Source organism: Mesorhizobium sp. ES1-1 (assembly GCF_020164785.1).
GTDB lineage: Bacteria > Pseudomonadota > Alphaproteobacteria > Rhizobiales > Rhizobiaceae > Mesorhizobium.
Genome location: NZ_JAIUGX010000002.1, coordinates 129171 through 152688, shown reverse-complemented (window position 1 = coordinate 152688; position 23518 = coordinate 129171). Strand labels below are relative to the sequence as shown.

The 23518-nt window shown below is 61.8% G+C and carries 22 protein-coding genes; 13 read left to right on the top strand and 9 right to left on the bottom strand.

The window, feature by feature from the left end:
- Nucleotides 1-354 precede the first annotated feature (354 nt).
- Both LB513_RS03475 and LB513_RS03470 read left to right on the top strand, forming a co-directional pair.
- Nucleotides 355-708 (top strand): DUF5330 domain-containing protein, encoded by a 354-nt coding sequence (locus LB513_RS03475; RefSeq protein ID WP_224662070.1) that lies wholly within the window; start codon nucleotides 355-357, stop codon nucleotides 706-708.
- Between the two features lie 122 nt (nucleotides 709-830).
- Nucleotides 831-1259, top strand: coding sequence for a SufE family protein (locus LB513_RS03470; RefSeq protein ID WP_224662069.1), 429 nt, complete (start codon nucleotides 831-833; stop codon nucleotides 1257-1259).
- Between the two features lie 70 nt (nucleotides 1260-1329).
- Here LB513_RS03470 and LB513_RS03465 read toward each other — a convergent pair whose 3' ends face one another.
- Nucleotides 1330-1755: a MucR family transcriptional regulator gene (locus LB513_RS03465; RefSeq protein ID WP_224662068.1), complete on the bottom strand. Its 426-nt coding sequence runs from the start codon at nucleotides 1753-1755 to the stop codon at nucleotides 1330-1332.
- 498 nt (nucleotides 1756-2253) lie between these two features.
- On the opposite strand from LB513_RS03465, the gene LB513_RS03460 reads away from it, so the two are divergent.
- Complete coding sequence (locus tag LB513_RS03460; protein ID WP_224662067.1) at nucleotides 2254-4362, top strand: S9 family peptidase; 2109 nt, start codon at nucleotides 2254-2256, stop codon at nucleotides 4360-4362.
- 186 nt (nucleotides 4363-4548) lie between these two features.
- Nucleotides 4549-4950 (top strand): SET domain-containing protein, encoded by a 402-nt coding sequence (locus tag LB513_RS03455; RefSeq protein WP_224662066.1) that lies wholly within the window; start codon nucleotides 4549-4551, stop codon nucleotides 4948-4950.
- A 106-nt stretch (nucleotides 4951-5056) separates the two neighbouring features.
- Here the strand turns inward: LB513_RS03455 and LB513_RS03450 are convergent, their stop codons facing one another.
- The 4 genes from LB513_RS03450 to LB513_RS03435 all read right to left on the bottom strand — a co-directional run bounded on the left by LB513_RS03450 (nucleotide 5057) and on the right by LB513_RS03435 (nucleotide 8185).
- Nucleotides 5057-6007 carry a cytochrome c gene (locus LB513_RS03450; RefSeq protein ID WP_224662065.1) on the bottom strand — a complete coding sequence of 317 codons (951 nt, stop codon included), beginning with the start codon at nucleotides 6005-6007 and terminating at the stop codon, nucleotides 5057-5059.
- Nucleotides 6008-6016: 9 nt separating this feature from the next.
- On the bottom strand, nucleotides 6017-6454 hold the full coding sequence (locus LB513_RS03445; RefSeq protein ID WP_224662064.1) for a c-type cytochrome: 438 nt from the start codon (nucleotides 6452-6454) through the stop codon (nucleotides 6017-6019).
- A gap of 147 nt (nucleotides 6455-6601) precedes the next feature.
- Nucleotides 6602-7204, bottom strand: a complete 603-nt coding sequence (locus tag LB513_RS03440) for a superoxide dismutase (RefSeq protein ID WP_224662063.1) — start codon at nucleotides 7202-7204, stop codon at nucleotides 6602-6604.
- Between the two features lie 102 nt (nucleotides 7205-7306).
- On the bottom strand, nucleotides 7307-8185 hold the full coding sequence (locus LB513_RS03435) for a branched-chain amino acid aminotransferase (protein ID WP_224662062.1): 879 nt from the start codon (nucleotides 8183-8185) through the stop codon (nucleotides 7307-7309).
- Nucleotides 8186-8340: 155 nt separating this feature from the next.
- Here LB513_RS03435 and LB513_RS03430 point away from each other — a divergent pair, with 155 nt between their 5' ends.
- Together LB513_RS03430 and LB513_RS03425 are read left to right on the top strand one after the other, a co-directional pair.
- Nucleotides 8341-9003, top strand: a complete 663-nt coding sequence (locus LB513_RS03430; protein WP_224662061.1) for a haloacid dehalogenase type II — start codon at nucleotides 8341-8343, stop codon at nucleotides 9001-9003.
- Between the two features lie 170 nt (nucleotides 9004-9173).
- Nucleotides 9174-9962, top strand: coding sequence for a L,D-transpeptidase (locus tag LB513_RS03425; RefSeq protein WP_224662060.1), 789 nt, complete (start codon nucleotides 9174-9176; stop codon nucleotides 9960-9962).
- Nucleotides 9963-10005: 43 nt separating this feature from the next.
- Here LB513_RS03425 and LB513_RS03420 read toward each other — a convergent pair whose 3' ends face one another.
- On the bottom strand, nucleotides 10006-11553 hold the full coding sequence (locus LB513_RS03420; RefSeq protein WP_224662059.1) for a helicase HerA-like C-terminal domain-containing protein: 1548 nt from the start codon (nucleotides 11551-11553) through the stop codon (nucleotides 10006-10008).
- A gap of 274 nt (nucleotides 11554-11827) precedes the next feature.
- Here LB513_RS03420 and LB513_RS03415 point away from each other — a divergent pair, with 274 nt between their 5' ends.
- From LB513_RS03415 to LB513_RS03405, 3 genes are all read left to right on the top strand, one after another.
- Complete coding sequence (locus LB513_RS03415) at nucleotides 11828-13261, top strand: methylmalonyl-CoA mutase subunit beta (protein ID WP_224662058.1); 1434 nt, start codon at nucleotides 11828-11830, stop codon at nucleotides 13259-13261.
- The gene (gene scpA, locus LB513_RS03410) at nucleotides 13258-15378 is read left to right on the top strand and encodes a methylmalonyl-CoA mutase (protein WP_224662057.1); all 2121 of its coding nucleotides are present in this window, start codon (nucleotides 13258-13260) and stop codon (nucleotides 15376-15378) included. Before LB513_RS03415 ends, scpA begins: the two co-directional genes overlap by 4 nt.
- Nucleotides 15379-15443: 65 nt before the next feature.
- Nucleotides 15444-15671: an AbrB/MazE/SpoVT family DNA-binding domain-containing protein gene (locus LB513_RS03405; RefSeq protein ID WP_224662056.1), complete on the top strand. Its 228-nt coding sequence runs from the start codon at nucleotides 15444-15446 to the stop codon at nucleotides 15669-15671.
- Between the two features lie 16 nt (nucleotides 15672-15687).
- Here LB513_RS03405 and greA read toward each other — a convergent pair whose 3' ends face one another.
- The 3 genes from greA to LB513_RS03390 form a co-directional block, all read right to left on the bottom strand.
- Entirely contained in the window at nucleotides 15688-16161 is a 474-nt protein-coding gene (gene greA / locus LB513_RS03400; protein WP_224662055.1) for a transcription elongation factor GreA, read from the bottom strand.
- Nucleotides 16162-16305: 144 nt separating this feature from the next.
- Nucleotides 16306-17310, bottom strand: a complete 1005-nt coding sequence (locus LB513_RS03395; protein ID WP_224662054.1) for an asparaginase — start codon at nucleotides 17308-17310, stop codon at nucleotides 16306-16308.
- 26 nt (nucleotides 17311-17336) lie between these two features.
- A complete protein-coding gene (locus LB513_RS03390) occupies nucleotides 17337-18503 on the bottom strand; it encodes an acetyl-CoA acetyltransferase (protein WP_224662053.1) in 1167 nt (388 codons plus the stop codon).
- Nucleotides 18504-18701: 198 nt separating this feature from the next.
- Between LB513_RS03390 and betI the strand changes: the two genes are divergently transcribed.
- From betI to betA, 4 genes are read left to right on the top strand one after another with little or no spacing between them, the layout of a single operon-like run.
- Nucleotides 18702-19286 carry a choline-responsive transcriptional repressor BetI gene (betI, locus tag LB513_RS03385; protein WP_224662052.1) on the top strand — a complete coding sequence of 195 codons (585 nt, stop codon included), beginning with the start codon at nucleotides 18702-18704 and terminating at the stop codon, nucleotides 19284-19286.
- The gene (betC, locus tag LB513_RS03380; RefSeq protein ID WP_224662051.1) at nucleotides 19283-20812 is read left to right on the top strand and encodes a choline-sulfatase; all 1530 of its coding nucleotides are present in this window, start codon (nucleotides 19283-19285) and stop codon (nucleotides 20810-20812) included. The genes betI and betC overlap by 4 nt, the downstream gene beginning before the upstream one ends.
- Nucleotides 20812-21819 (top strand): threonine/serine dehydratase, encoded by a 1008-nt coding sequence (locus LB513_RS03375; RefSeq protein ID WP_224662050.1) that lies wholly within the window; start codon nucleotides 20812-20814, stop codon nucleotides 21817-21819. Before betC ends, LB513_RS03375 begins: the two co-directional genes overlap by 1 nt.
- Nucleotides 21820-21822: 3 nt before the next feature.
- Nucleotides 21823-23475 carry a choline dehydrogenase gene (gene betA, locus LB513_RS03370; protein ID WP_224662049.1) on the top strand — a complete coding sequence of 551 codons (1653 nt, stop codon included), beginning with the start codon at nucleotides 21823-21825 and terminating at the stop codon, nucleotides 23473-23475.
- Nucleotides 23476-23518 lie beyond the last annotated feature (43 nt).

Below are 23518 nucleotides of genomic sequence, written 5' to 3'. Positions count from 1 at the left end.
CGGGCTGCGGCGAATATCGGGATGCCGGTGTCGCAAAACCCAGGCAAATGCCGCCATAGTAAACGGAGAGTTATCCATGGCCACGGTCGGCGCACTGGACCGGGTCGACACCAGTTGCTCGCGTCTTGCCGGAATACCGTTACAGAACAATCAGATGCATGGTGTCTGAATGGTAAATATAGCCATGCGAATTTGCATCAAAGCGATTGTGAACACTTCGTTTCGAATTTGCCTCAGATTTGAAGAAAATTCTTCCTTTGCCCGCAAGCCGTCTTTGGCGTCTATATGGGATTGTCGTGCCAATAAGGAGGTCATGCCTTATAACGCATGACCGGTCACGATGAGAGGCAAAGCATGTTCTTTCTGATAAGGATGGCTTTCTGGTTTTCCTTGGTGCTGCTGGCGCTGCCGCTTGGTGTCGGTTCCGAGGAACCGGGCCAGGAAAGCGTCGGGCCGATCCAGGCGCTGTTTGCGGCACGCGAAGCCGTCGGCGATATCGCCGGCATTTGCGAGCGCAAACCCGAGGTCTGCGAAACCGGCAAGTCTGCCATGCACACCATAACCGTGCGCGCCAGGGAGACCGCCAAGATCGCGGCGGCGATGCTGGACGACAAGTCCGCAGCCGGCCTGGACATATCGACGACGACCGCCAGCGTGCCGGAAGAAATCGTCTTGCCCGAGACCGTCAATTTGCCGGCGCGCGACTAACAATCCAGAGTCCCGCCCGGATGGCCGGTTAGTTTGGGTCATGCCGAGGGTGGTGCTCTCGACGCCTGCGGTGTCCGTGCTTTTTCCGTGACGCGGCACCGCCGCAAGACTATATCCCGGTCATGACGAGCTCGATCCAGACGATCCGCGACGACTTCTCCCTCCTGGAGGATTGGGAAGACCGTTACCGCTATGTCATCGAACTCGGTGAAGCGCTGCCGCCGTTCCCGGAGCAAGAGCGCAATGCCGCCAACAAGGTGCCCGGCTGCGTCAGTCAGGTCTGGCTGACTACCGAGCAAGGGCCGGGACCCGATCCCGTCATCACCTTCAAGGGCGATTCGGATGCCCATATCGTGCGCGGCCTTGTCGCGATCATGCTGGCGCTGTTTTCCGGAAAGACGGCCAGCGAGATCCAGAAGATCGACGCGGAAGCGACATTGAGAGAGCTTGGCCTCGATGAGCACCTTTCGCCGCAGCGTGCCAACGGTCTTCGGTCCATGGTCAAGCGCGTCAAGCGCGATGCCGATGCGGCACACAGGCAGAGCGCCTGATCCACCGTCCACCCAAAATCAAACGGCGCCCGAAGGCGCCGCTGCATCGATGCCAAGCCGGAGGCTGCGATTACCGCGCCTTGCGCTTACGGCCGAGGCCCATCGTCTTGGCGAGCTGCGACCGGGCGGCGGCATAGTTCGGAGCGACCATCGGATAAGTCGGGTCCAGGTTCCACTTTTCACGATACTGATCAGGCGTGAGATCGTAGTGGGTCATCAGATGGCGCTTAAGCGACTTGAATTTCTTGCCATCTTCAAGGCAGACAATGTAGTCGTCGTGAACCGAGCGCTTCGGGTTGACCGCAGGCTTTTGCTTGTCGACGACTGGCTGTTCGGCGGCACCACCCACGCGCCCGAGAGCGGCGTGAACATCGGCGATCAGGTTCGGCAATTCGCCGACCGGCACGGGATTGTTGCTGACGTAGGCGGCCACCACATCGGCTGTCAACTCAATCAATGCGTCGCTGTTTCTGGAAGGTGTTTCGGCGATATCCATGGTCTGAAGGCCCCAACAAGAGTTATTTGATTCGCGCCCCTTTTTTACAGTCGGGGCATTGCATACGTTTTGCGCAGCGAGAGCTTCCACGATTCGGGCAGCGGGCACATCAATAGCCTGCCTTCCAAGTAAGTCAATTCTCGCTCTTCGCTATATTTGGTTACGCTGATCAATTATTCCCGATTCAGCTTCAATCTTTCGTGCATTCTGGAATTTCAGATATTTGGCACGCAAGAGCGGCATGTTCCAATGCCAGGTCAGTTGCCTGTTACATGAGAGATAACTCACGGAGCGTTCTTCATTGCTTGATTTTGCTTGATTATCACGCTGACATTCTTGGTTGTTCACACGCGTCTGCGAAACCGCAGGTTGCCGCTGAGGCGGCGCGCAGCGGTGACAAGCTCGCCTCGGGTGCCTCGGCCAACGACATATGGGCCACTTGCCAAGCGGCGAATACGGTCCCATGAGACTGCGCGATAGAAGCCAGAGTTTCCCAAGATGACCAAGAATTCCGCATTTCCTACCGTCAGCCCGCCAACCCCCGAGAAACGCCCGTCCACCGACACGCATCACGGCATCACCCGCTTCGACGATTATGCCTGGCTAAGGGCGGACAACTGGCAGGAGGTGTTCCGTGACCCATCGCTGCTCGATCCCAGCATCCGCGCCCAATTGGAGGCCGAGAACGCTTATCAGTTGAAGTTGATGGCCGACACGGCCGAACTGCGGACGCGTCTTTTCAAGGAAATGAAGGGCCGTATCAAGGAAGACGACTCGTCCGTACCGATGAAGGATGGTCCCTATGCCTATGGTTCATCCTTCAAGCTAGGCGGCGAGCAGCCGCGCTATTTTCGCACGCCGCGGGATGGGGGCGGCGAGACGATCCTGCTCGACGGCGACGCCGAGGCCGAGGGCAAGGCCTATTTCCGTCTCGGCGGCGTCGATCACTCGCCCGACCACGGCAAGCTGCTTTGGGCCTTCGATGACAAGGGATCCGAATTCTACAAGCTTCGCGTGCGCAACCTTGCCGACGGCAACGACCTGGCGGACCATATCCCCGACACCGGTGGTTCGGGCGTCTGGAATGCCAGCAATGACGGCTTCTTCTATACGCGGCTCGACGCCAACCACCGGCCATCCAAGGTTCTGTTTCATGCGCTTGGCCAAGATCAGGACAGCGACCGGTTGATCTATGAAGAGACGGACCACGGCTTCTTCATGGATGTCGAAGGCACGCGCGGCAATCAATGGATCATGATCGGCATCAACGATCACGAGACCTCGGAATACCGTGTGTTGAACGCCAGCGATCCATTCGCCGAACCGAAACTGATCGCGCCGCGCGAGATCGGGCTGCAATATGACCTTGAAGAAGGCGGAGACATCTTCTTCATCCTGACGAATGCCGACGGCGCCAAGGATTTCAAGATCATGACGGCGCCGGCGGCTGACCCGGTGCGCGCCAACTGGCGGGAACTGGTGGCGCACGAGCCGGGCCGGCTCATCCTTTCGGTGATCGGATTCAAGGATCACATTGTGCGGCTCGAACGCAGGGAAGGTCTGCCACGCATCGTGGTTCACGACCGCAAGAGCGGCGAGGAGCATCTTCTCTCTCTGGACGAAGAGGCGTTCTCGCTCGGCCTGTCGGGTTCCTACGAGTACGATACCGAGATCATGCGCTTCTCCTACTCGTCGATGACGACCCCGGCTCAGGTGTTCGACTACAACATGCGCACCCGCGAGCGAGTGCTGCTCAAGACCCAGGAGGTCCCGACCGGCCATGATCCGGACCAGTATGTCACCAGACGGCTGATGGCGCCTGCCGACGATGGCGAACTGGTGCCGATCTCGCTGCTGCACCATCGCGATACGCCGCTGGATGGATCAGCGCCATTGCTGCTCTATGGCTATGGCTCTTACGGCATCACCATCCCAGCAGCATTCAACACCAACTGGTTCTCGCTGGTCGACCGTGGCATCGTCTTTGCCATTGCCCATGTGCGCGGCGGCAAGGACAAGGGCTATGGCTGGTATGATGACGGCAAGCGGCAAAACAAGATGAACACCTTCACCGATTTCATCGCCGTCGCACGACATCTGGTCGCGGAACGCTACACGTCGCACGAGCGGATCGTGGCGCAAGGCGGCTCTGCCGGCGGCATGCTGATGGGCGCGATCGCCAACATGGCGCCGGAGCTCTTCGGCGGCATCATCGCCGAGGTTCCGTTCGTCGACGTGCTCACCACCATGCTCGACGCCAGCCTGCCGCTGACGCCGCCGGAGTGGCCGGAATGGGGCAACCCGATCGCCTCCGAGGCCGATTACCGCACCATCGCCGCCTACTCGCCTTACGACAACGTCGCCGCGCTCGACTATCCGCCGATCCTGGCGCTCGCTGGTCTCACCGATCCACGTGTCACCTACTGGGAACCGGCCAAATGGGTCGCGCGGTTGCGCGAACGCAAGCGCAGCGACAATCCGGTGCTGTTCAAGATCAACATGGACTCGGGTCATGCCGGCGCCTCCGGCCGCTTTTCACGGCTGGAAGAAATCGCCTACACCTACGCCTTCGCCCTCAAGGTGACCGGCAAGGCCGATCTTCCGTGAGCCTATAGCGCCATACGGTGCGAAGTCTTGCCAAGCACCCGAGGCGTTGCCAACTCGTTACGCTGTTTTGCGGTGACATCGCGATTTGAGAGCTGATTTTCCGCTCGCAATCGCGATGTCCTCACGCTACCCAAATGTTCTGCTTTCACAGCCGCTATAGCCAGTTTCAGTTTGCCAGGGTCCGCCATGCTGCTCGTCGACACCTATCTCGACAAATCGCCCATTCAAGGTATCGGCGTCTTCGCCAAGAACCCCATTTCGCGCGGGACGCTGGTCTGGAAACTGGATCCGCGGTTCGACCGGATCATCGAAGTCGATATCTATGAGGGTACAACGGGGCCAGTGAAAAGCTATCTTGACCGCTATGCATACCCCGACCGGCGCGATCCCAACTACATTGTCTTCGAAGCCGACGATGCGCGCTACATGAACCATGCCGACGAGCCGAACTGCGACGTCTCCTTGCCCGAGGAGACTTTCGCGTTGCGCGACATAGCGCCAGGCGAAGAGCTGACCTGCAACTACAACCACTTCTTCGAGACGGGTTTCGATTTCCTGGGCGACCGCCACCTGCCATCCGACAGCTGAGATCGGTCCGTTCTAGAGCAATTCACCGTTCGTGGAACGACGGCGAACTGTTAACTCCTTCTGAGCCGTTCCCAGGGGAACCTTTTCACCGTTCTCCTGGAATGCCCTAGTTCGCCGTGTTCTGGCGCGCGGGATAGCCGTTCGCATGGGGCGGCACCGCCTTGAGGTACGCTGCGATTGCGGCGCGGTCTTCGGGTCTCAACTCGGCGATGTTGCGCTGTACGTCGACCATCGCGCCGCCGACGGAATCGAAATCCGGTGTAAAGCCGGTTTCGAGGTAATTGGCGATATCGGCTTGCGACCAGTCGCCGATCCCGCCGTCACCCGATGTGATGTTGGGGACGACGCCGCTTCCTTCGGCGGCGACTGCGCCGGCGAGCCACTCACCCCGCCTGGTGCCGCCGGCCGGGTCGCGGGGCGTGTGGCATTCGCCGCAATGGCCTGGGCCTTCCACAAGGTAACGCCCCGCCGTTACCGGATCTGGCGTGTCCGCGCTCAAGGCAATGACCGGTTGGTCGCTGAGATAGAGCAGTTTCCACAGGCCGATGCCGCGCCTGATGTTGAAGGGAAAGGCCAGCGAATTGCCGGGAGCCTTGCCCGCCGCCGCCGGCAGCGTCTTCAGGAATGCATAGAGGTCGGCAATATCTTCCGGCTTCATGCGGGCATAAGACGTATATGGAAATGCCGGGTAGAAATGTTCGCCTGATGGCGACACACCCTTCAACATTGCATTTGCGAGATCCTCTACGGACCATGCGCCGATGCCGTCCGTGGGATCCTGCGAGATGTTGGGCGGAATGAAGGTGCCGAACGGCGTCTTGAGTTCGAGCCCGCCCACAAGTTGAAGCCGCGCTTCGCCCTGTGAGCCCGGCTTGGCGTGGCAGGAGGTGCAACCGCCGGCGTAGAAGATGCGCTTGCCCCTGGCCGCATCGCCGGGCCCGAGCCTGGCGACGGCCTTGCTGTCAAGCCTCACCGGCGCCGAAAGGACCCAACCGGCCGCAGCACCGACGCCGCCCAGGACGACGAGGGCGCCGACGAGTTTGCGCAGCCAGGGCATTGTCGCCTATCAGCCCTTCTTCACCCGATAGGCTTGGTGGCAGGTGCCGCAATTGGACGCGATGGCTCCAAATTGCGTCTTCAGCGAATCGACATCGGCGGGTGCGGCGGCGACGGCAGCCTTCACGTCGGCGAGATATTTGTCCTCGGCTGCCTTGAAGCCAGCCATGTCCTGCCAGATCTTGGGCGAAGCGGTGGTATCCCCCTTGTCGCTGCCGGCCGGAAACAATGCGTCGACATCAAACTTCTCGGCATTGGCCTGCAGTGCCTGGAGTTGCTCCAGCACGGACGCGGCATCGTAGGGCTGTTCGCCCTTGACGATCTTCGACAGGCTGCCGACGATCTTTCCACGTTCCTTCATCTGAGCCTGCCGATCGGCGACCGGGTCCGCAAAAGCGGCCGAGGCCGCGAGTGCGAGCATAGAGATGGCGATAACAAGCTTTCTCATTCAATTGGCTCCATCATGAAGGCATTTCGGGACACGACGTTAACGGCCGGGAACGGCCGAATATTCCTCGTCATCCGACTTTTTTTCGAGCGGCGCTTCGGCGCCAAAAGAAAAGCCCCGGGGATGCCGGGGCTTTCTAGAGATCGATCAGGCCTTCGCCTTTTCATACAATTCCAGTACGTGATCCCAGTTGATCAGGCTGTCGACGAAAGCCTCGAGATATTTCGGACGGGCGTTGCGATAGTCGATGTAATAAGAATGTTCCCAGACATCGACGCCGAGGATCGGCGATGCACCGTGCACGAGCGGGTTCTCGCCGTTCGGCGTCTTCGAGATGGCCAGCTTGCCATCCTTGACGGAAACCCAGGCCCAGCCTGACCCGAACTGGGTGGTGCCGGCGGCGATGAAGTCAGCCTTGAACTTGTCGTAACCGCCGAGATCGCTGTCGAACGCCTTCTGCAGGTCGCCTGGAAGCTTGTTGCCGCCGCCGCCTTTCTTCATCCACTTCCAGAAATGGATGTGGTTGTAATGCTGGGCGGCGTTATTGAAGAGCCCCGCATTCTTGCCGAAGGACTGCTTGACCACCTCTTCGACCGACAGATCGCCCATACCGGCCTCGGCGGCGAGCTTGTTGCCGTTGTCGACATAGGCCTTGTGATGCTTGTCGTGGTGATATTCCAGCGTCTCTTTCGACATATAGGGCTGCAGCGCCTCATAGTCATAAGGCAGAGCGGGCAATTCAAAAGCCATGGACGTACTCCCTCGTGGAAAATCCGGTCGATACCGGACTAAGATAGGTCTGGAATGGGTTGGGACAACTCCGGGATGGAGCGTCGACTGTCTTTTACCCGGTCAAGCGGCGGAAGTCGAATGCGCCCAATCCCAATAGAGTTCGCGCGCCTTCTTGGCCACGGGGCCGGGTTGCAGGTTGCGATCCTCGATGCGGGTGACAGGCACCACCTTGGAGTGGTTGCCAGTCGAAAAGATCTCATCGGCTTCCAGGAAATCCCGCACCGACAGCGTCTTCTCCGTCGTCTTGAACCCATAGTCGCCAAGCAGCGTCATGGTGCGCGAGCGGGTGATGCCGGACAGGAATGTGCCGTTGGGAGCCGGCGTCAGAACATGGCCGTCCTTGACCAGAAAGATGTTGGAGGTGCCGGTTTCGGCGACATTGCCCAGCATGTCCAGCACCAACGCATTATCGAAGCCGCGCATCTTGGCTTCGAGAATGGCACGGCCGTTGTTGGGGTAAAGGCAGCCGGCCTTGGCATTGGTCGGCATGGTCTCGATGGTCGGCCGCCGGAAGGGCGACACGGTCACCGAAAAGCCGGTTGGAGAGATCATCGGTGATTCGTAAAGGCAGAGGCAGAAACGGGTCGATGCGGGATCGGCAGGCACCCCCATGTAGCCGCCATGCTCGGCCCAGTACATCGGCCGGATGTAGACGGCTGTCTTGCCATCGAATTTCTTCAGGCCATCCCAGGTCAGGCCGATGATCTTGTCGACGGTCATCGACGGCTTCAGGCCAAGCGCTATCGCCGAGGCGTTTACTCTGGCAGCATGAAGTTCAAGGTCGGGCGCCACATTTTCGAACCAACGGGCGCCATCGAAGACGCTGGTGCCAAGCCACATGGCATGGCTGCGCGGTCCCAGAATGGCGACATTGCCCTCGTGCCAATCACCATCGACGAAAGTCCATGTCGCGGATTGCGCCGCAGTCGCCAGTGTCATCGCTTTGTCCCGTCCGGTCGTTCTCGTTTGGCTGCCATTGGAAGATGCTTTGGCGGGCGCCGTCAACCGGCATGAGGGACTTTTGTTGGGGCCAGCCGCGGCACGCGATGCAATCAAGGCTTGCACCTTGCGCCGCCTCGCCTCAAAACAGCGCCATGCAATATGCCGCCTATGTTTTCGACGCTTATGGCACGCTGTTCGACGTGCATGCGGCCGTGCGCCGCCACGCCGACAAGATTGGGCCGGACGGCCAGCTGCTGTCCGAAACCTGGCGCGCCAAGCAGCTGGAATATTCCTGGGTGCGCACGCTGATGGGCGCCTATGCGGATTTCTGGCAGTTGACCGAGCAGGCGCTGGATTTCGCCTTCCGCAAGGTGCCAAGCGCCGATCCCAGCCTCAAGGCGACATTGCTGGACGCGTATTGGCGGCTGGACTGTTATCCGGAAGTGCCTGCGGTTCTTAAAGCACTGAAGGCATCCGGGGCCAGACTGGCCATCCTGTCCAACGGATCACCCGAGATGCTAGAGGCAGCGGTGAAGTCCGCCGCGCTCGATCAGGTTCTGGACGATATCTATTCGGTCGACATGGTGCGGCGCTTCAAGACCGACCCATCGGTCTACGACATGGTCGCCACCGGCTGGCGCCTCTATCCTGCCGCTGTGTCATTCCAGTCCTCCAACCGCTGGGACATCGCGGGAGCCACCAAGTTCGGGTTTCGCACCGTCTGGATCAACCGGTCCAACCAGCCCGAGGAGTATCGGGATTTCCCCCCTTCCCTGATCCTTCCATCGCTCGACGCGCTCGTATTCGGCGGCTAACTCAGATGTGGCATCGCTGCCACAGTGGCCGGGCAGTCACAGGTTCGCCTTTCTTTGCTCACGTTCAGGTCCGAATCGGAACCGCCTATCGCCCCAAGTGTTCTCAGCACCGACAACAGCGGTCCGCGAATTCACGCTTTGTTGCGATTTGCGACCTAAAGAAGGCAGCCATGTCCACAACCGAAATCGAAACTATTCGCCTCAGCCGCCGCGGCTTTCTCAATGCCGCGGCATTGGGCGCCGCCTCGATTGCGGTTTCAGCATGCGCCACCACCGGTCCGGCGCCGGTCGCACCACCGCCACCGGTCTATGTCGAACCACCGCTGCCGGATTATGCGACCATGTACGCCGCTGTCAGCGATGGCGGCTTCGACCTTCCAGCCATACCCTTCGAGAAGATCGATCCGCAGTACCTGCGCCAGATCGTTCCCGATCCGACGGGCCAGCAGCCCGGCACCATCGTCGTCGACACGACGGGGCATCATCTCTATCTGGTGCGCCCGGGCGGGCAGGCGATCCGTTACGGCGTCGGCCTAGGCCGTGCCGGTTTCGAATGGTCCGGCGACGCCGTGGTCCAGTGGAAGCAGAAGTGGCCCAAATGGACGCCGCCGGATGAAATGATAGCCCGTCAGCCGGAATTGAAGCCGTATAGCGCCGACAATGGCGGCATGCCCGGCGGCTTGAAGAACCCGCTTGGTGCGCGTGCCCTGTATCTCTTCCAGGGGAATGTGGACACGCTCTACCGCCTTCACGGTTCGCCGGAATGGAGGTCTATCGGCAAGTCGGTCTCGTCCGGCTGCGTTCGCTTCATGAACCAGGACATTATCGATCTGTACGATCGTGTCCCGTCTAAGACCCCGGTCATCGTGACGGCCGATATTGGCCAGGCATCCGTGGCAACGGGCAACCGCCAAGCAATCCCGATCGACGCCGGCGTGCCGAACGACGCTGTCTTCTAAGCTTGGCGCCGGAACGACGTCGTCGCCGACTCCAGGTCAGTGCTCATCGTCCCCGTGACAGGCTGCCCAGGATTCCGCGCACAATGGCCCGGCCCACCGAAGAACCGACGGATCGAACCACCGACTTGATCGCGGCCTCGGCCACTGTCTGCCGATTGGACGGACGCGGCGAAGGTACGCGCCGGCCAGCGGGTCCCGGCTTGTCATCGTCATTGCCGAAGCCGGGGATCGTCCAGCGCGAGCCGCCGGTGGTTCCCTGCCTCCCCTGCTCTTCCGAATCCTGAGCTTCCCTGGCCTTTTTCTGCAGCATCTCGAAGGCCGATTCGCGGTCGATGGTCTGCTCGTATTGGCCAGCGACCGGGCTCTCCTGGATAAGCTGGAGGCGCTCGGCAGGTGTGATCGGGCCGAGCCGCGAGGACGGCGGGCGGATCAGCGTCCGCTGCACCATGGACGGGATGCCCTTGGCCTCCAGCGTCGAGACCAGCGCTTCGCCGGTCCCAAGCTGGGTAATGGCGGTCATGCAGTCGAAATCGGGGTTCGGGCGGAACGTCTCCGCTGCCGTCTTCACCGCCTGCTGTTCCCTTGGCGTATAGGCGCGCAAGGCGTGCTGGACGCGGTTGCCGAGCTGCGCCAGGACCTTTTCGGGAATATCGAGAGGGTTCTGGGTGACGAAATAAACGCCGACGCCTTTCGAACGGATCAGGCGGACAACCTGTTCGACACGGTCGATCAGAACCTTCGGGGCCTCGTCGAACAGAAGATGCGCCTCGTCGAAGAAGAATACGAGCTTCGGCCTGTCGGGATCGCCGACTTCCGGAAGCACTTCGAACAGTTCCGACATCAGCCAGAGGAGGAAGGTTGCGTAAAGGCGCGGGTTCATCATCAGCTTGTCGGCTGCGAGCACGCTAATGGCCCCGCGCCCGTCACGGGTCGTTCGCATGATGTCGGAGATGCGCAGCGCCGGCTCGCCGAAGAAATGCGCCGCGCCCTGCTGTTCGAGCACCAGAAGCGTGCGCTGGATGGCTCCCACGGAAGGCTTCGTCACATTGCCGTAACGCGAGCCCAGTTCGTCGGCGCGCTCGGCGATGTTGGCGAGCAGCGCCTGCAGATCCTTCATGTCGAGCAGGAGGAGGCCTTCCTCGTCGGCAAGGCGGAAGGCGATGTTCATGATGCCTTCCTGCGCCTCGGTCAGGTTCATCAGGCGCGACAACAGCAATGGCCCCATTTCCGAGACCGTCGCCCGGATCGAATGGCCCTGCTCTCCAAACAGATCCCAGAAGATGACCGGAAATTCCTGGAAGTCGTAAGGGTCGAGCCTGACCTGCTCGGCCCGTTTGACGAGGAAATCCTGAGCCGTTCCCATCATGGCTATGCCGGAGAGATCGCCCTTGATGTCGGCGCAGAACACCGGCACGCCGGCGTTGGAGAATCCTTCGGCCAGAATCTGCAGGGTAACGGTCTTGCCGGTGCCGGTGGCGCCCGTCACAAGGCCATGGCGATTGCCGTACTGCAGTAGCAGTTGCTCGGCGCGCTGGTAGCTGTCGTCCGGCTTGCGGCTGGCGCCAATGAAAATGCTGTTGTCGTCAGCCATATGTACGCTCTCCGCAATGCTGTCTGCCAAAGTAACCAGGGCTCGCCGCAGGTATAGTGACGCTGCCGCATAGCGACAATGCCAATCCTCGAAATCGGGTTTTGGAAGCGTGCGGATTCGCTGCTGTATGACAGTCGCTCATTGTTCCGTTCCAGCCAGCCGGCCCTATATCGGGATAGAATCGGTCATGGAGGTTGCGTTGCATTGCGGTAATGAACCGGGAACCGTAGACTGACGACCGGCCTGACACGGCCCAATGAAACGAGGAAAACGGATGGCCGCCGGAGCCTTGACGAAGGATGGTGAACCCCTGCGCCAGCGTTGGCTGGCCTTGGCGGAGAAGGCGCTGGCTGGCGCATCGTTCGAGGAAAAGCTTGTCTCGCGCACCGATGACGGTATGCGCATCGAGCCGCTCTACGACCGTGCGGCCGGGGCGGAGCCGATGGTGCGCGCCAACCCCTTGTCGCCCTGGATCGTCAGCCAGCGCGTCGACGATCCGGATATCGACCGCGCCAAAGCCCAAGCACTGGAAGATGTTGCCCAAGGCGCGACCGGCTTGTCGCTCGTCTTCGAAGGCGCCCCGAATGCATTCGGCTTTGGTCTGCCGAGAACCACGCAGGCGCTGGAGACGGTGCTCGACGGCATCCCCCTCGACCGTGTGCAGATCCGCATCGATGCCCATCCGTGGAGCCGCGCCGTCGCCGACTGGCTGGTAGCGTTTCTGGGCAAACGCCGGTCCGATCCGGCCACACTCAACCTCTCCTTCGGCATCGATCCCGCGGCGATCTTCGCCGGAACGGGCCGGTTGCGGATGTCGATCGAGGCTTTGCAGGCCTCGATGCCGCAATCGCTGGCGCATTTCTTCTCCATGGATGTCCCGGGCGTGCTGCTGGAGGCCGACGGACGTGTCTTCCACAATGCCGGCGCCACCGAGGCACAGGAGCTTGGCATCATGCTCGCTTCGGCTGTCTCCTATCTCCGGATGTTCGAGACTGCCCGGCAGCCCCTTGTCTATGCGGCGCCGCACATCGGCTTCGCGCTCAGCGTTGATCAGGACCAATTCCTGTCGATGGCCAAGGTGCGGGCCCTGCGAAGGCTCTGGGCACGGGCGCAGGAGGCGTGCTCCATCCCCGGCTCCACGGCCAACATCCATGCGGAGACATCGTTTCGCATGATGACGATGTTGGATCCCGAAACCAACATCCTGCGCGGCGCCATTGCCGGCTTCGCGGCGGCCACCGGCGGCGCCGATTCGATCTCGATCCTGCCGCACACGGCCGCGCACGGCCTGCCGGCCGGGTTTGCCCGCCGGGTCGCCCGCAACGCGCAATTGGTCATGGCCAATGAAAGCCACATCGATCATGTCGCCGATCCTGCCCATGGCTCCGGCGCTGTCGAAGCCCTGACCGCGCATCTATGCGAGGCGGCCTGGGAGCAATTGCAGATGATCGAGGCGGAGGGCGGCGTGTTGGCCAGTCTCCAGGACGGGCATATCCAGGCTCGCGTTCATGAAGCGGCCGCGCGCCGCAATGAAGCCTACCGTTCAGGCGAGCGCACCATCGTCGGTACGACGGTCTATCCCCTGAAAAGCGAGCGTCCGGTCGAGACACTGGCGGCGGAACGGCGGTCGCCCCTCACCGAAGGCGTAGCCGTCTGCGAACAGCTGTTTCCTGTCCGCATCGACCAATCGATCGGAGCCGCTTCTTGATTCCCGATTTCAGTCAGATCGGCTGGGTGCCGCCCCGCGGCGCACAGGTCGATATCAAAGGGCAGCGGACAACGCCGGAAAGCCTTGTCGTCAAGCATCTCTATACCGAGGACGACCTCAAGGGATTGCCATATCTCGACACCTATCCCGGCCTGCCGCCCTTCGTGCGCGGCCCCTACCCCACAATGTATGTCCAGCAGCCCTGGACCATCCGGCAATATGCCGGGTTCTCGACGGCGGAGGAGTCCAACGCCTTCTACCGGCGCAACCTTGCCGCCGGCCAGAAGGGCCTTTCGGTGGCCTTCGACCTCGCCACGCATCGCGGCTATGACAGCGACCATCCGCGCGTCGCCGGCGATGTCGGCATGGCCGGCGTCGCCATCGATTCCATTCTCGACATGCGCCAGCTGTTCGATGGGATTCCGCTAGACGAGATGACGGTCTCGATGACGATGAACGGCGCCGTGTTGCCGATCATGGCGCTCTACATCGTAGCAGCGGAGGAACAGGGCGTCGCCCAGAAGGATCTCGCCGGGACCATCCAGAACGACATCCTGAAGGAGTTCATAGTCCGCAACACCTACATCTATCCGCCGAAACCCTCGATGCGGATCGTGTCGGACATCTTCTCCTACACGTCGAAGAACATGCCGAAATTCAACTCGATATCGATCTCCGGCTACCACATGCAGGAGGCTGGTGCGACGGCGGACCTCGAGCTCGGCTATACGATCGCCGACGGTATCGAATATGCGCGTGCCGGAGTTGCGGCCGGTCTCGATATCGACCGCTTCGCACCGCGCCTGTCCTTCTTCTGGGCAATCGGCATGAACTTCTTCATGGAAGTCGCCAAGCTCAGGGCAGCGCGCCTGTTGTGGGCGACTTTGATGGCGAAGAATTTTGCACCGAAGGACGAACGCTCGCTGTCGCTGCGCACACATTGCCAGACGTCGGGCTGGTCGCTGACGGCGCAGGATCCCTACAACAACATCACGCGCACCATGATCGAGGCGATGGCGGCGACCCAAGGCCATACGCAGTCCCTGCATACCAATTCGTTCGACGAGGCGATGGCACTGCCGACCGACCACTCCGCGCGCATCGCCCGCAACACCCAGCTCATCCTGCAAAAGGAATCCGGCACCACGCGCATCATCGATCCGTGGGGCGGTTCGGCCTATGTCGAGAGGCTGACCCATGATCTGGCGGCGCGCGCGCTTGCCCATATCGAGGAAGTCGAGGCGCTCGGCGGCATGGCGGCCGCGACTGAACAGGGCATCCCAAAGCTACGCATCGAGGAAGCCGCCGCCCGCACTCAAGCGCGCATCGATTCCGGTGAGCAGATGCTGGTCGGCGTCAACGCGTATCGGCCCGGGACGGACATCGAGGTCGATGTGCTGAAGATCGACAATGCCGAGGTCAGAGCCCGCCAATTGTCGAAGCTCCAAAGCCTGAAAGGCACGCGCGATGTCGCGGCCGTGGAAAGCGCGCTCGACGCGCTGACCCAGGCCGCGCATGGCAATGAGAACCTGCTTGAATTCGCCATACGCGCCGCACGCGCCAACGCCACGGTGGGCGAGATCTCAATGGCGCTGGAGAAGGCTTTCGGCCGTCATGTCGCTACGGTGCAGACAATTTCAGGCGTTTATCGCAAGACGCTGGGCGACAATGCGGTGGTCGACAGGCTGCAGCACAAGCTCGATGCGTTCGAGAAAAAGTTCGGCGGCAAGCCCCGCATCCTGGTCGCCAAGATGGGTCAGGACGGCCACGACCGGGGGCAGAAGGTCATCGCCACCGCCTTCGCCGATCTGGGATTCGACGTCACCGTCGGCGCGATGTTCCAGACCCCGGAGGAGATCGCCAGACTGGCAGCGGCACAGGACGTCCATATCGTCGGCGCCTCGTCGTTGGCGGCGGGTCATCTGACGCTGATCCCAGAGTTGCGCGATGCGCTGAAAAAGCTCGGCCGCGGTGATATGCTGATCGTGGCCGGCGGCGTCATCCCGCCGCAAGACTATCACGCGGTGTTGCAAGCCGGTGCCTCCGAGATTTTTCCGCCTGGTACTGTTATTCCCGAAGCGGCGGATCGGCTGACGGATCGACTGTTGGCACGCTAAGCGAAGATTGCCATGTTGCCGGAAAAGGTTGTATCAAAACACGAACGCAACCAAGGGTAACAACCGTGAAGACTATCGTTCACAAGCTCGAAGACGGATTAGGCGCCGTGATCTTCCCACGGGAAATGCTCAACAGCCTGAACCTGCAAGTGGGCGATCAACTCCAGATTATCGAAATCGATGACGGCGTCATTCTCAGACCGGTGGAAAGTGACGACCTTGAGCGGCAGATGCGCGCTGCTCGTGATGTCATGGACAAGTACGAGGTCACATCGCAAAGGCTGGCCAAATAGACGACGCCAGCTGGCGTCAGGCATCCGACAGCTTGACGATTTCCCATTCCTTGCCGTTGACAACAGCCACGTCCCCGACCTTCTTGCCGAACAGGGCTACGGCCATCGGCGAAATATGGGAGATCGAGCCCTTCGATGGGTCAGCCTCATCTTCGCCAACGATCTTCCAGTGTACCTTTTTGCCGTCCTCGCCTTCCAGCGTGACGCCCATGCCGAAGCGCACCAGATCGCTGCCCGGCTCCGGCACGGATAGTTCGGCGTTTTCACGCCGTGCGGTCCAGTAGCGCAAGTCGCGCGACACCAGCGCTATGCGTTCGCGATCGGCGTTCTTTTCTGCCTTGGCCAGCTCGTCGCGCAACTCAGTCAAGGCGTGCTCGATCTGCATCAGGCCGTGTTCGGTCACCAGGTTACGGTGGTGGCTTACCGGCCGCTCGCCAATGCCGGCGATGGCGTTTTCGCTGTCTTCTTCACGGGTAAAGGCTCTGCTCATGCCTGAGCTTAGGCGCGGAGCGGCTGCTCGACAAGCCAGTCGCGCATTCTGGATAGGCGCCATGTCGGAAGCTGCCACGATTCCTGCGCTTCCAACGGAAGCGTCAAGTGCATTGTCGTTCGAGTTTAAGTCGCGGGCGCCCGTCTAGCCAATCGCCGCCGTCGGCCGCAGCGCACCGACCTTGGCGCCGATCCGGCTTTCAATTGCTTCATTCGCCAATTCAAGCAACCTCGCGGACAGCGTTTCGTCCGCATGCAGTAATCGGGCAAGGACGGTGGCGACTATCGCACCGCCCGCACGGCCGGCGCCATCGTCGCATTTCAGCGCTATGCCGAGGCCGAGTTCCGGGATCGCGGCACAATGGACGCCTTCGGCGCCGCCCTTCGCGAAGATCCGGCCAGGGGCGGCTTCCATCAAGGCGACATCGGCGCGATTGGTGCCGGCAACAAAGAATGGTTCTGCCATGCATGCCGAAAGCAGCCTTTTCGCGGCCTTAGCGCGGTCGGGACCAAATCCATTGCCCGTGGCCATGCGGGCAAAGCCGAGCGCGAAGCTCTTCAGCGGCACTGCATAGGTGGGAATCGAGCAACCATCGATTGCCCGCTCCTCGACACCATGGATGGCGCCTGTAACAGACTGCATGGCGTCGCGGACCATCTCCTGCACTTTGTGGCCCGCCTTGACGTAGCCTCGGTGGTCGAGGCCGGAATGGACGCAGGTGCAGAGGAATCCCGAGTGCTTGCCGGAACAATTGTTGTGTAGCGCATTCGGCGAAGCGCCGCTGCGGGCGAGCGCAATCTCTGCATCGTGGTCGGAAGGCCAATGCGCGCCACATTCGAGCGCTGACTCGTCCAGTCCAACCTTGGCCAGCATGGCCCGGGCGAGTTCCACATGCGCGGGTTCGCCCGAGTGCGAGGCGCAGGCAAGCGCCAATTCGCGATTGCCGAAGCCGTAGGCATCGGCGGCGCCCGATTCGACGAGCGGCAAGGCCTGGACCGCCTTGACCGCCGAGCGCGGAAATACGGGTCTGGCGGTGTCGCCTATCTCCCAGACAGGTTTGCCGTCGCCGTCGAAGACGGAAACCGCGCCGCGATGTGCACTCTCGACGATTGCACCGCGTAGGACTTCAACCAAAACCGGGTTCGCCATGAAACCTCCCGTGATTGCCGGGCGGTTTACCTGATCCGGTCTAGGATGGAAACGTAGTTGGCGACGGCCGCTCCGCCCATGTTGAAGATGCCGCCGAGCTTGGCGCCGGGCACCTGGATGCCGCCGGCTTCGCCGGCCAGTTGCATGGCGGTCAGCACATGCATGGAGACGCCGGTCGCGCCGATTGGATGGCCCTTGGCCTTTAGTCCACCGGAGGGATTGACGGGCAGCTTGCCTCCCTTCGCCGTGGAGCCGTCCAATGCGAGCTTGGCTCCCTCGCCCGGCTTGGCAAGGCCCATTGCCTCGTATTCGATCAGTTCGGCAATGGTGAAGCAGTCATGCGTCTCAACGAAGGAGAGATCGTCGAGCGTCACGCCGGCGTTCTTCAGCGCCTGGTTCCAGGCGTGCTCGCAGCCCTCGAAGGCCAGGATGTCTCGTTTCGACATCGGCAGGAAATCCTGCACATGCTCATTGGCGCGGAACGCCACCGCGCGACGCATCTTCAACGCCGTGCCGGTGTCGGCAAGGACCAGGGCGGCGGCGCCATCCGAGACCAGCGAGCAGTCGGTGCGTTTCAGCGGGCCAGCGACGAACGGGTTCTTCTCGCTCTCCTGGCGGCAGAACTCGTAGCCGAAATCCTTGCGCATCTGCGCATAGGGGTTGTCGACGCCGTTCTTGTGGTTCTTGGCGGCGATCATCGCCAGCGCGTCGGATTGGTCGCCGTAGCGCTGGAAATAGGCCTGCGCGATCTTGCCGAAGACACCCGCAAATCCAGCCGGCGTGTCGGCATCCTCCGGCAGATAGGAGGCTTTCAGCAGGTTCTTGCCGATCTCGGGTCCAGGCGTCGTCGTCATCTGTTCCGCACCGACCACCAGTACGATGCGCGCGGCCTTGGCTTCGATTGCGCGGACACCTTGGCTGACCGTCGCCGAGCCGGTGGCGCATGCGTTCTCGACCCGGGTCGCCGGCTTGAAGCGCAGCCGGTCGTCGGCCTGGAGGACCAGGCTGGCGGTGAAATCCTGGGACGAGAAGCCGGCGTTGAAATGACCGAGCACAATCTCGTCGACCTCGTCGGGACCTATGCCGGCGTGGTCCAGGGCATCCGTCGCCACCTTGACGATCAGGCTTTCCAGCGTCTCGCCTTCTAGCTTGCCGAAGCGCGAATGCGCCCATCCAACGATGCATGCGGTCATGGCGGTCTCCATCCTTGGTGCCTTCCCGCACGGCGGTCCCGGCACAGATCGATCCATTGTTCAAATGTAAACAATCCCGACCATGTCGTGTAGGGCCGTGACAGACAATCACTTGGTACAGCAGTCAACACACCAATCTTTTTTTGTTGATTGACGCGTCAATAAAAAATAATCTCGACCCTACAACCTGGGAACAGCATGCCGAAAATCGGGATGGAGCCATTGCGCCGCAAGGCGCTGATCGATGCGACGATCTCGGCGATCGGCGAACGTGGCTCGCTTGACGTGACCATGTCGGAGATAGCCGGGCGCGCAGGTGTCTCGTCGGCGCTGGCTCATCACTATTTCGGTGCCAAGGACGAGCTACTACTGGCGACGATGCGCCACATCCTCGCCGAATTGACCATCGACATGCGGCGCGCCCTACAACCCGCGGCATCGCCGCGCGACCGCGTCTCTGCCGTCGTTGCCGTCAACTTTTCTGAAGCCCAGTTCCGGCCGGAAACCATCGCCGCCTGGCTCGCCTTCTATGTCGAGGCGCAGAGATCATCGACTTTGCGCCGGCTGCTCAGGGTCTATGCGCGACGGCTGCATTCGAACCTGATGAGCGGGCTGACCGGCATATTGCCCAGAGCCGAAGCCGATCGCGTCGCCGAAACGACCGCGGCATTGATCGACGGGCTCTACATCCGGCGGGCGTTGAAGGACGGGGTGCCCGACGCGGCCACCGCGATTAGCCTCGTCGAAGACTATCTTGAAACCAAACTTGGCGAGCGGCAGTGACAGCAAAGCGAGCGAACTTCCTGATCGTCATGGTCGATCAGCTCAACGGAACATTGTTCCCGGACGGGCCGGCGGAATTCCTGCATGCGCCTCACCTCAAGGCACTTGCGGTGCGTTCGGCCCGCTTCAAGAACAACTACACGGCGTCGCCGCTCTGTGCGCCGGGCCGAGCCTCGTTCATGAGCGGGCAACTGCCGTCGCGCACGGGGGTCTATGACAATGCCGCCGAATTCGCCTCGTCGATCCCGACCTTCGCCCATCACCTGCGTGCCGCCGGCTATTACACCTGCCTGTCCGGCAAGATGCACTTCGTCGGGCCGGACCAGTTGCATGGGTTCGAGGAACGGCTGACCACCGACATCTATCCCGCCGATTTCGGCTGGACGCCGGACTATCGCAAGCCCGGCGAGCGGATCGACTGGTGGTATCACAATCTCGGTTCGGTGACCGGTGCCGGGGTCGCCGAGACCACCAACCAGTTGGAGTATGACGACGAGGTCGTGTTTCTGGCGACGCAGAAACTCTATCAGCTTTCGCGCGAACAGGACGACGCGAACCACCGGCCGTGGTGCCTCACCGTGTCGCTGTCGCATCCCCACGATCCCTATGTGGCGCGCAAACGATATTGGGATCTCTATGAGAATTGTCAGGCTATGGACCCGGAAACCGGGTTCATCGCCTATGAGGATCAGGACACGCATTCGCAGCGGCTGTACCGCGCCAGCGACTACGCGTCCTTTGACATTACCCCTGACCAGGTGCGCCGTTCGCGTCGTGGTTACTTTGCCAATATTTCCTATGTCGATGACAAGCTGGGCGAGCTCCTGGATGTCCTCGAGCGCACGCGCATGCTCGACGACACCATCATCCTGTTCTGCTCGGACCATGGCGATATGCTCGGCGAACGCGGCCTGTGGTTCAAGATGAGCTTCTTCGAGGGCTCGGCGCGGGTGCCGCTGATGATCGCGGGCCAAGGTGTGTCGGCCGGGCTGATCGAGGCGCCGGTCTCCAATCTCGACGTGACGCCGACGCTCTGCGACCTAGCCGGCATCGACATCGGGGCGATCGCACCATGGACCGACGGCCAGTCGCTGCTGCCGCTTGTCGATGGCGCGCCGCGCACGGCGCCGGTGTTGATCGAATATGCCGCGGAGGGCTCCGCCGCTCCGCTCGTGGCGATCCGGGACGGCAAATACAAATTCGTTCATTGCGAGCTCGATCCGCCACTTCTCTTCGATCTCGACGCCGACCCGCTCGAGCGCGACAATCTGGCCGGAGATCCGGCCAATACGGCCCTGGTGGCTGCCTTCATGGACCAGGTCCGGGCGCGCTGGGACATGGTTGGCTTTGACGCCGCCGTCCGCGAAAGCCAGGCGCGCCGCTGGGTGGTCTATCCGGCGCTGCGCAACGGCGCCTATTACCCCTGGGATTTCCAGCCGCTGCAGAAGGCGTCGGAGCGCTACATGCGCAATCATATGAACCTCGACAATCTCGAGGAGAGCAAACGGTATCCGCGAGGCGAATGATGACAACAACGCTCGTCCCCTCGCTGGACCATCTCAGGCGAGCCTATGCCGTCACCTCCCAGGCGACGCAGATTACACCGCTGCTGGAATCCGCCACGCTTGCCGATGTGACCGGCGCTGCCCGAGTGTTCGTCAAGCCGGAATCGCTGCAATGGGGCGGCTCGTTCAAGGTGCGCGGCGCCTATTGGCGGCTGAAGCAGCTTTCGCCTGGCGAGGCTAGGAAGGGCGTCGTCGCCTATTCCTCCGGCAATTTCGCGCAAGGTCTGGCCGCAGCCGGCCAGGCACTCAGCATTCCGGTGACCATCGTCATGCCGATCGACGCGCCGGCCGCCAAGCGCGACGCCACGGCCGGCTATGGCGCGCGCGTCGTGCTGACCGACCATGGCGAGCGGGCGCGCGAGGAAGTCGCCGCCGCCAAGGCGCGTGAGATCGCCGAGACTGAAGGGCTCGCGTTGCTGCATCCATTCGACGATCCGGAGATCATCGCGGGCCAGGCGGGCGCCGGGCTCGAAGCGCTTGATCAGCTCGAAGCCAAGGGCGCCAATGCGGATCTTCTGTTCTGCTCCGTGGGTGGCGGAGGCCTGATCGGCGGCGTTTCGCTCGCCTTCCATTATCTCTCCCCCGCCACCGAGATCATCGGCGTCGAGCCCGAAGGTTTCAACGGCATGGGCGCCTCGCTCGCGCAGGGTAGTATCGAGACCATGCCGATCGGCCCGAAATCGATTTGCGACGGGCTGATGTCACGGCGGCCTGGCGATGCGCCGTTCGCCGCGGTCAAGACAGCCGGGGTTCGCGGCATTACCGTCGACGATCAATCGGTGCGCGGCGCCATGCGGGTCGGCTTCGAGCGGTTGAAGCTGGTGCTCGAACCTTCGGGGGCCGCCTCGCTGGCGGCGCTGCTGGGTGGCAAGGTCGATGTAAAGGGCAAGACGATCCTGGTCGTGGCAACCGGCGGCAATGTCTCGCTGGCCGACTTCATCACGCATATGAATGATGGGCGCGCCTGAGCCATGCTTGAAGCGGATTTCGTCATCATAGGCTCTGGCTCTGCCGGCTCGGCCATGGCCTATCGCCTCTCGGAAGACGGCAAGCATTCGGTCATCGTCATCGAATTCGGCGGCTCCGACATCGGGCCGCTGATCCAGATGCCATCGGCGCTATCGATCCCGCTCAATATGAGCCTCTATGACTGGGGCTTCGCCAGCGAGCCGGAGCCGCATCTCGGCGGCCGCGTTCTGGCGACGCCGCGCGGCAAGGTCATCGGCGGTTCGTCGTCCATCAACGGCATGGTCTATGTGCGCGGCCATGCCCGCGACTTTGACCATTGGGCGGAGGAAGGTGCTGCGGGATGGGGTTTTGCCGATGTGCTCCCTTATTTCAAGCGCATGGAGGACAATGATGGCGGCGAGGATGGCTGGCGTGGCCATGGCGGCCCGCTGCACGTCGAGCGCGGTGCGCGGCGCAATCCGCTCTATGGCGCCTTCGTCGAGGCAGGCCGCCAGGCCGGGTTCGAACTGACCGACGATTACAACGGCTCCAAGCAGGAGGGCTTCGGGCCGATGGAGCAGACCATACGCGGCGGTCGCCGCTGGTCGGCGGCTTCGGCCTATCTGAAGCCCGCGCTCAAGCGCAGGAATGTCAGCCTGGTCAAGGGTTTCGCGCGCCGGGTGATCATCGAGAATCAACGCGCCGTTGGCGTCGAGATCGAAGCTCGCAAACAGATTCAGCTCGTTAAGGCGCGGCGTGAGGTCATCGTCGCCGCATCCTCGATCAATTCGCCGAAGATCCTGATGCTTTCGGGCATCGGCCCCGCCGATCATCTGCGGGAAAATGGTATCGCCGTGGTAGCCGACAGGCCCGGCGTCGGCCGCAACCTGCAGGACCATCTGGAACTCTACATCCAGCAGGAATCATTGCTGCCCATCACGCTGAATTCCGTGCTCAATCCGTTTTCGAAAGCATTGATCGGCGCGCAATGGCTGTTCCTCAAGACGGGTCTTGGCGCCACCAACCATTTCGAGGCGGCCGCCTTCGTGCGCTCACGCCCAGGTGTCGATTACCCCGACATCCAGTATCACTTCATCCCGGCCGCGATCCGTTACGACGGCAAGGCGGCGGCCAAATCGCACGGATTCCAGGCGCATGTCGGGCCGATGCGGTCGAAGTCGCGCGGCTCGGTGACGCTGCGCTCGCCGGACCCAAAATCGAAACCGGTGATCCGCTTCAACTACATGTCGCATCCCGATGACTGGAGCGAGTTCCGTCACTGCATAAGGCTGACGCGCGAAATCTTCGGCCAGAAGGCATTCGACGCCTATCGCGGGCGCGAGCTCTCGCCGGGTCCGCATGCACAGTCTGACGACGACCTCGATGCCTTTATCCGCGATCACGCCGAAAGCGCCTACCATCCTTGCGGCACCTGCAAGATGGGCCGCACCGATGACGCGATGAGCGTCGTCGATCCGGAATGCCGGGTCATCGGCGTCGACGGCTTGCGCGTCGCCGACTCTTCCATCTTCCCGCGCGTCACGAACGGCAACCTCAACGCGCCGTCGATCATGACGGGCGAGAAGGCTTCCGACCACATCCTCGGGCGCACGCCGCTGGCGCCGTCCAACCAGGAACCATGGATCAATCCCCGCTGGCAGGTATCGGACAGATAGAGCATGATCGGGCGTCGCACGATCCGGATGCCGCGATAGATTG

Excerpts from the sequence above, each read along its gene's own strand:
- LB513_RS03465 (WP_224662068.1), bottom strand. The coding sequence starts at position 1,755 with ATGGATATCGCCGAAACACCTTCCAGAAACAGCGACGCATTGATTGAG.
- LB513_RS03470 (WP_224662069.1), top strand. The coding sequence starts at position 831 with ATGACGAGCTCGATCCAGACGATCCGCGACGACTTCTCCCTCCTGGAG.
- LB513_RS03440 (WP_224662063.1), bottom strand. The coding sequence starts at position 7,204 with ATGGCTTTTGAATTGCCCGCTCTGCCTTATGACTATGAGGCGCTGCAG.
- LB513_RS03415 (WP_224662058.1), top strand. The coding sequence starts at position 11,828 with ATGGCCGCCGGAGCCTTGACGAAGGATGGTGAACCCCTGCGCCAGCGT.
- betI (WP_224662052.1), top strand. The coding sequence starts at position 18,702 with ATGCCGAAAATCGGGATGGAGCCATTGCGCCGCAAGGCGCTGATCGAT.
- LB513_RS03395 (WP_224662054.1), bottom strand. The coding sequence starts at position 17,310 with ATGGCGAACCCGGTTTTGGTTGAAGTCCTACGCGGTGCAATCGTCGAG.
- LB513_RS03425 (WP_224662060.1), top strand. The coding sequence starts at position 9,174 with ATGTCCACAACCGAAATCGAAACTATTCGCCTCAGCCGCCGCGGCTTT.
- LB513_RS03450 (WP_224662065.1), bottom strand. The coding sequence starts at position 6,007 with ATGCCCTGGCTGCGCAAACTCGTCGGCGCCCTCGTCGTCCTGGGCGGC.
- LB513_RS03375 (WP_224662050.1), top strand. The coding sequence starts at position 20,812 with ATGACAACAACGCTCGTCCCCTCGCTGGACCATCTCAGGCGAGCCTAT.
- LB513_RS03475 (WP_224662070.1), top strand. The coding sequence starts at position 355 with ATGTTCTTTCTGATAAGGATGGCTTTCTGGTTTTCCTTGGTGCTGCTG.
- betA (WP_224662049.1), top strand. The coding sequence starts at position 21,823 with ATGCTTGAAGCGGATTTCGTCATCATAGGCTCTGGCTCTGCCGGCTCG.
- LB513_RS03430 (WP_224662061.1), top strand. The coding sequence starts at position 8,341 with ATGCAATATGCCGCCTATGTTTTCGACGCTTATGGCACGCTGTTCGAC.
- LB513_RS03390 (WP_224662053.1), bottom strand. The coding sequence starts at position 18,503 with ATGACCGCATGCATCGTTGGATGGGCGCATTCGCGCTTCGGCAAGCTA.
- greA (WP_224662055.1), bottom strand. The coding sequence starts at position 16,161 with ATGAGCAGAGCCTTTACCCGTGAAGAAGACAGCGAAAACGCCATCGCC.
- LB513_RS03435 (WP_224662062.1), bottom strand. The coding sequence starts at position 8,185 with ATGACACTGGCGACTGCGGCGCAATCCGCGACATGGACTTTCGTCGAT.
- LB513_RS03445 (WP_224662064.1), bottom strand. The coding sequence starts at position 6,454 with ATGAGAAAGCTTGTTATCGCCATCTCTATGCTCGCACTCGCGGCCTCG.
- LB513_RS03455 (WP_224662066.1), top strand. The coding sequence starts at position 4,549 with ATGCTGCTCGTCGACACCTATCTCGACAAATCGCCCATTCAAGGTATC.
- LB513_RS03420 (WP_224662059.1), bottom strand. The coding sequence starts at position 11,553 with ATGGCTGACGACAACAGCATTTTCATTGGCGCCAGCCGCAAGCCGGAC.
- LB513_RS03460 (WP_224662067.1), top strand. The coding sequence starts at position 2,254 with ATGACCAAGAATTCCGCATTTCCTACCGTCAGCCCGCCAACCCCCGAG.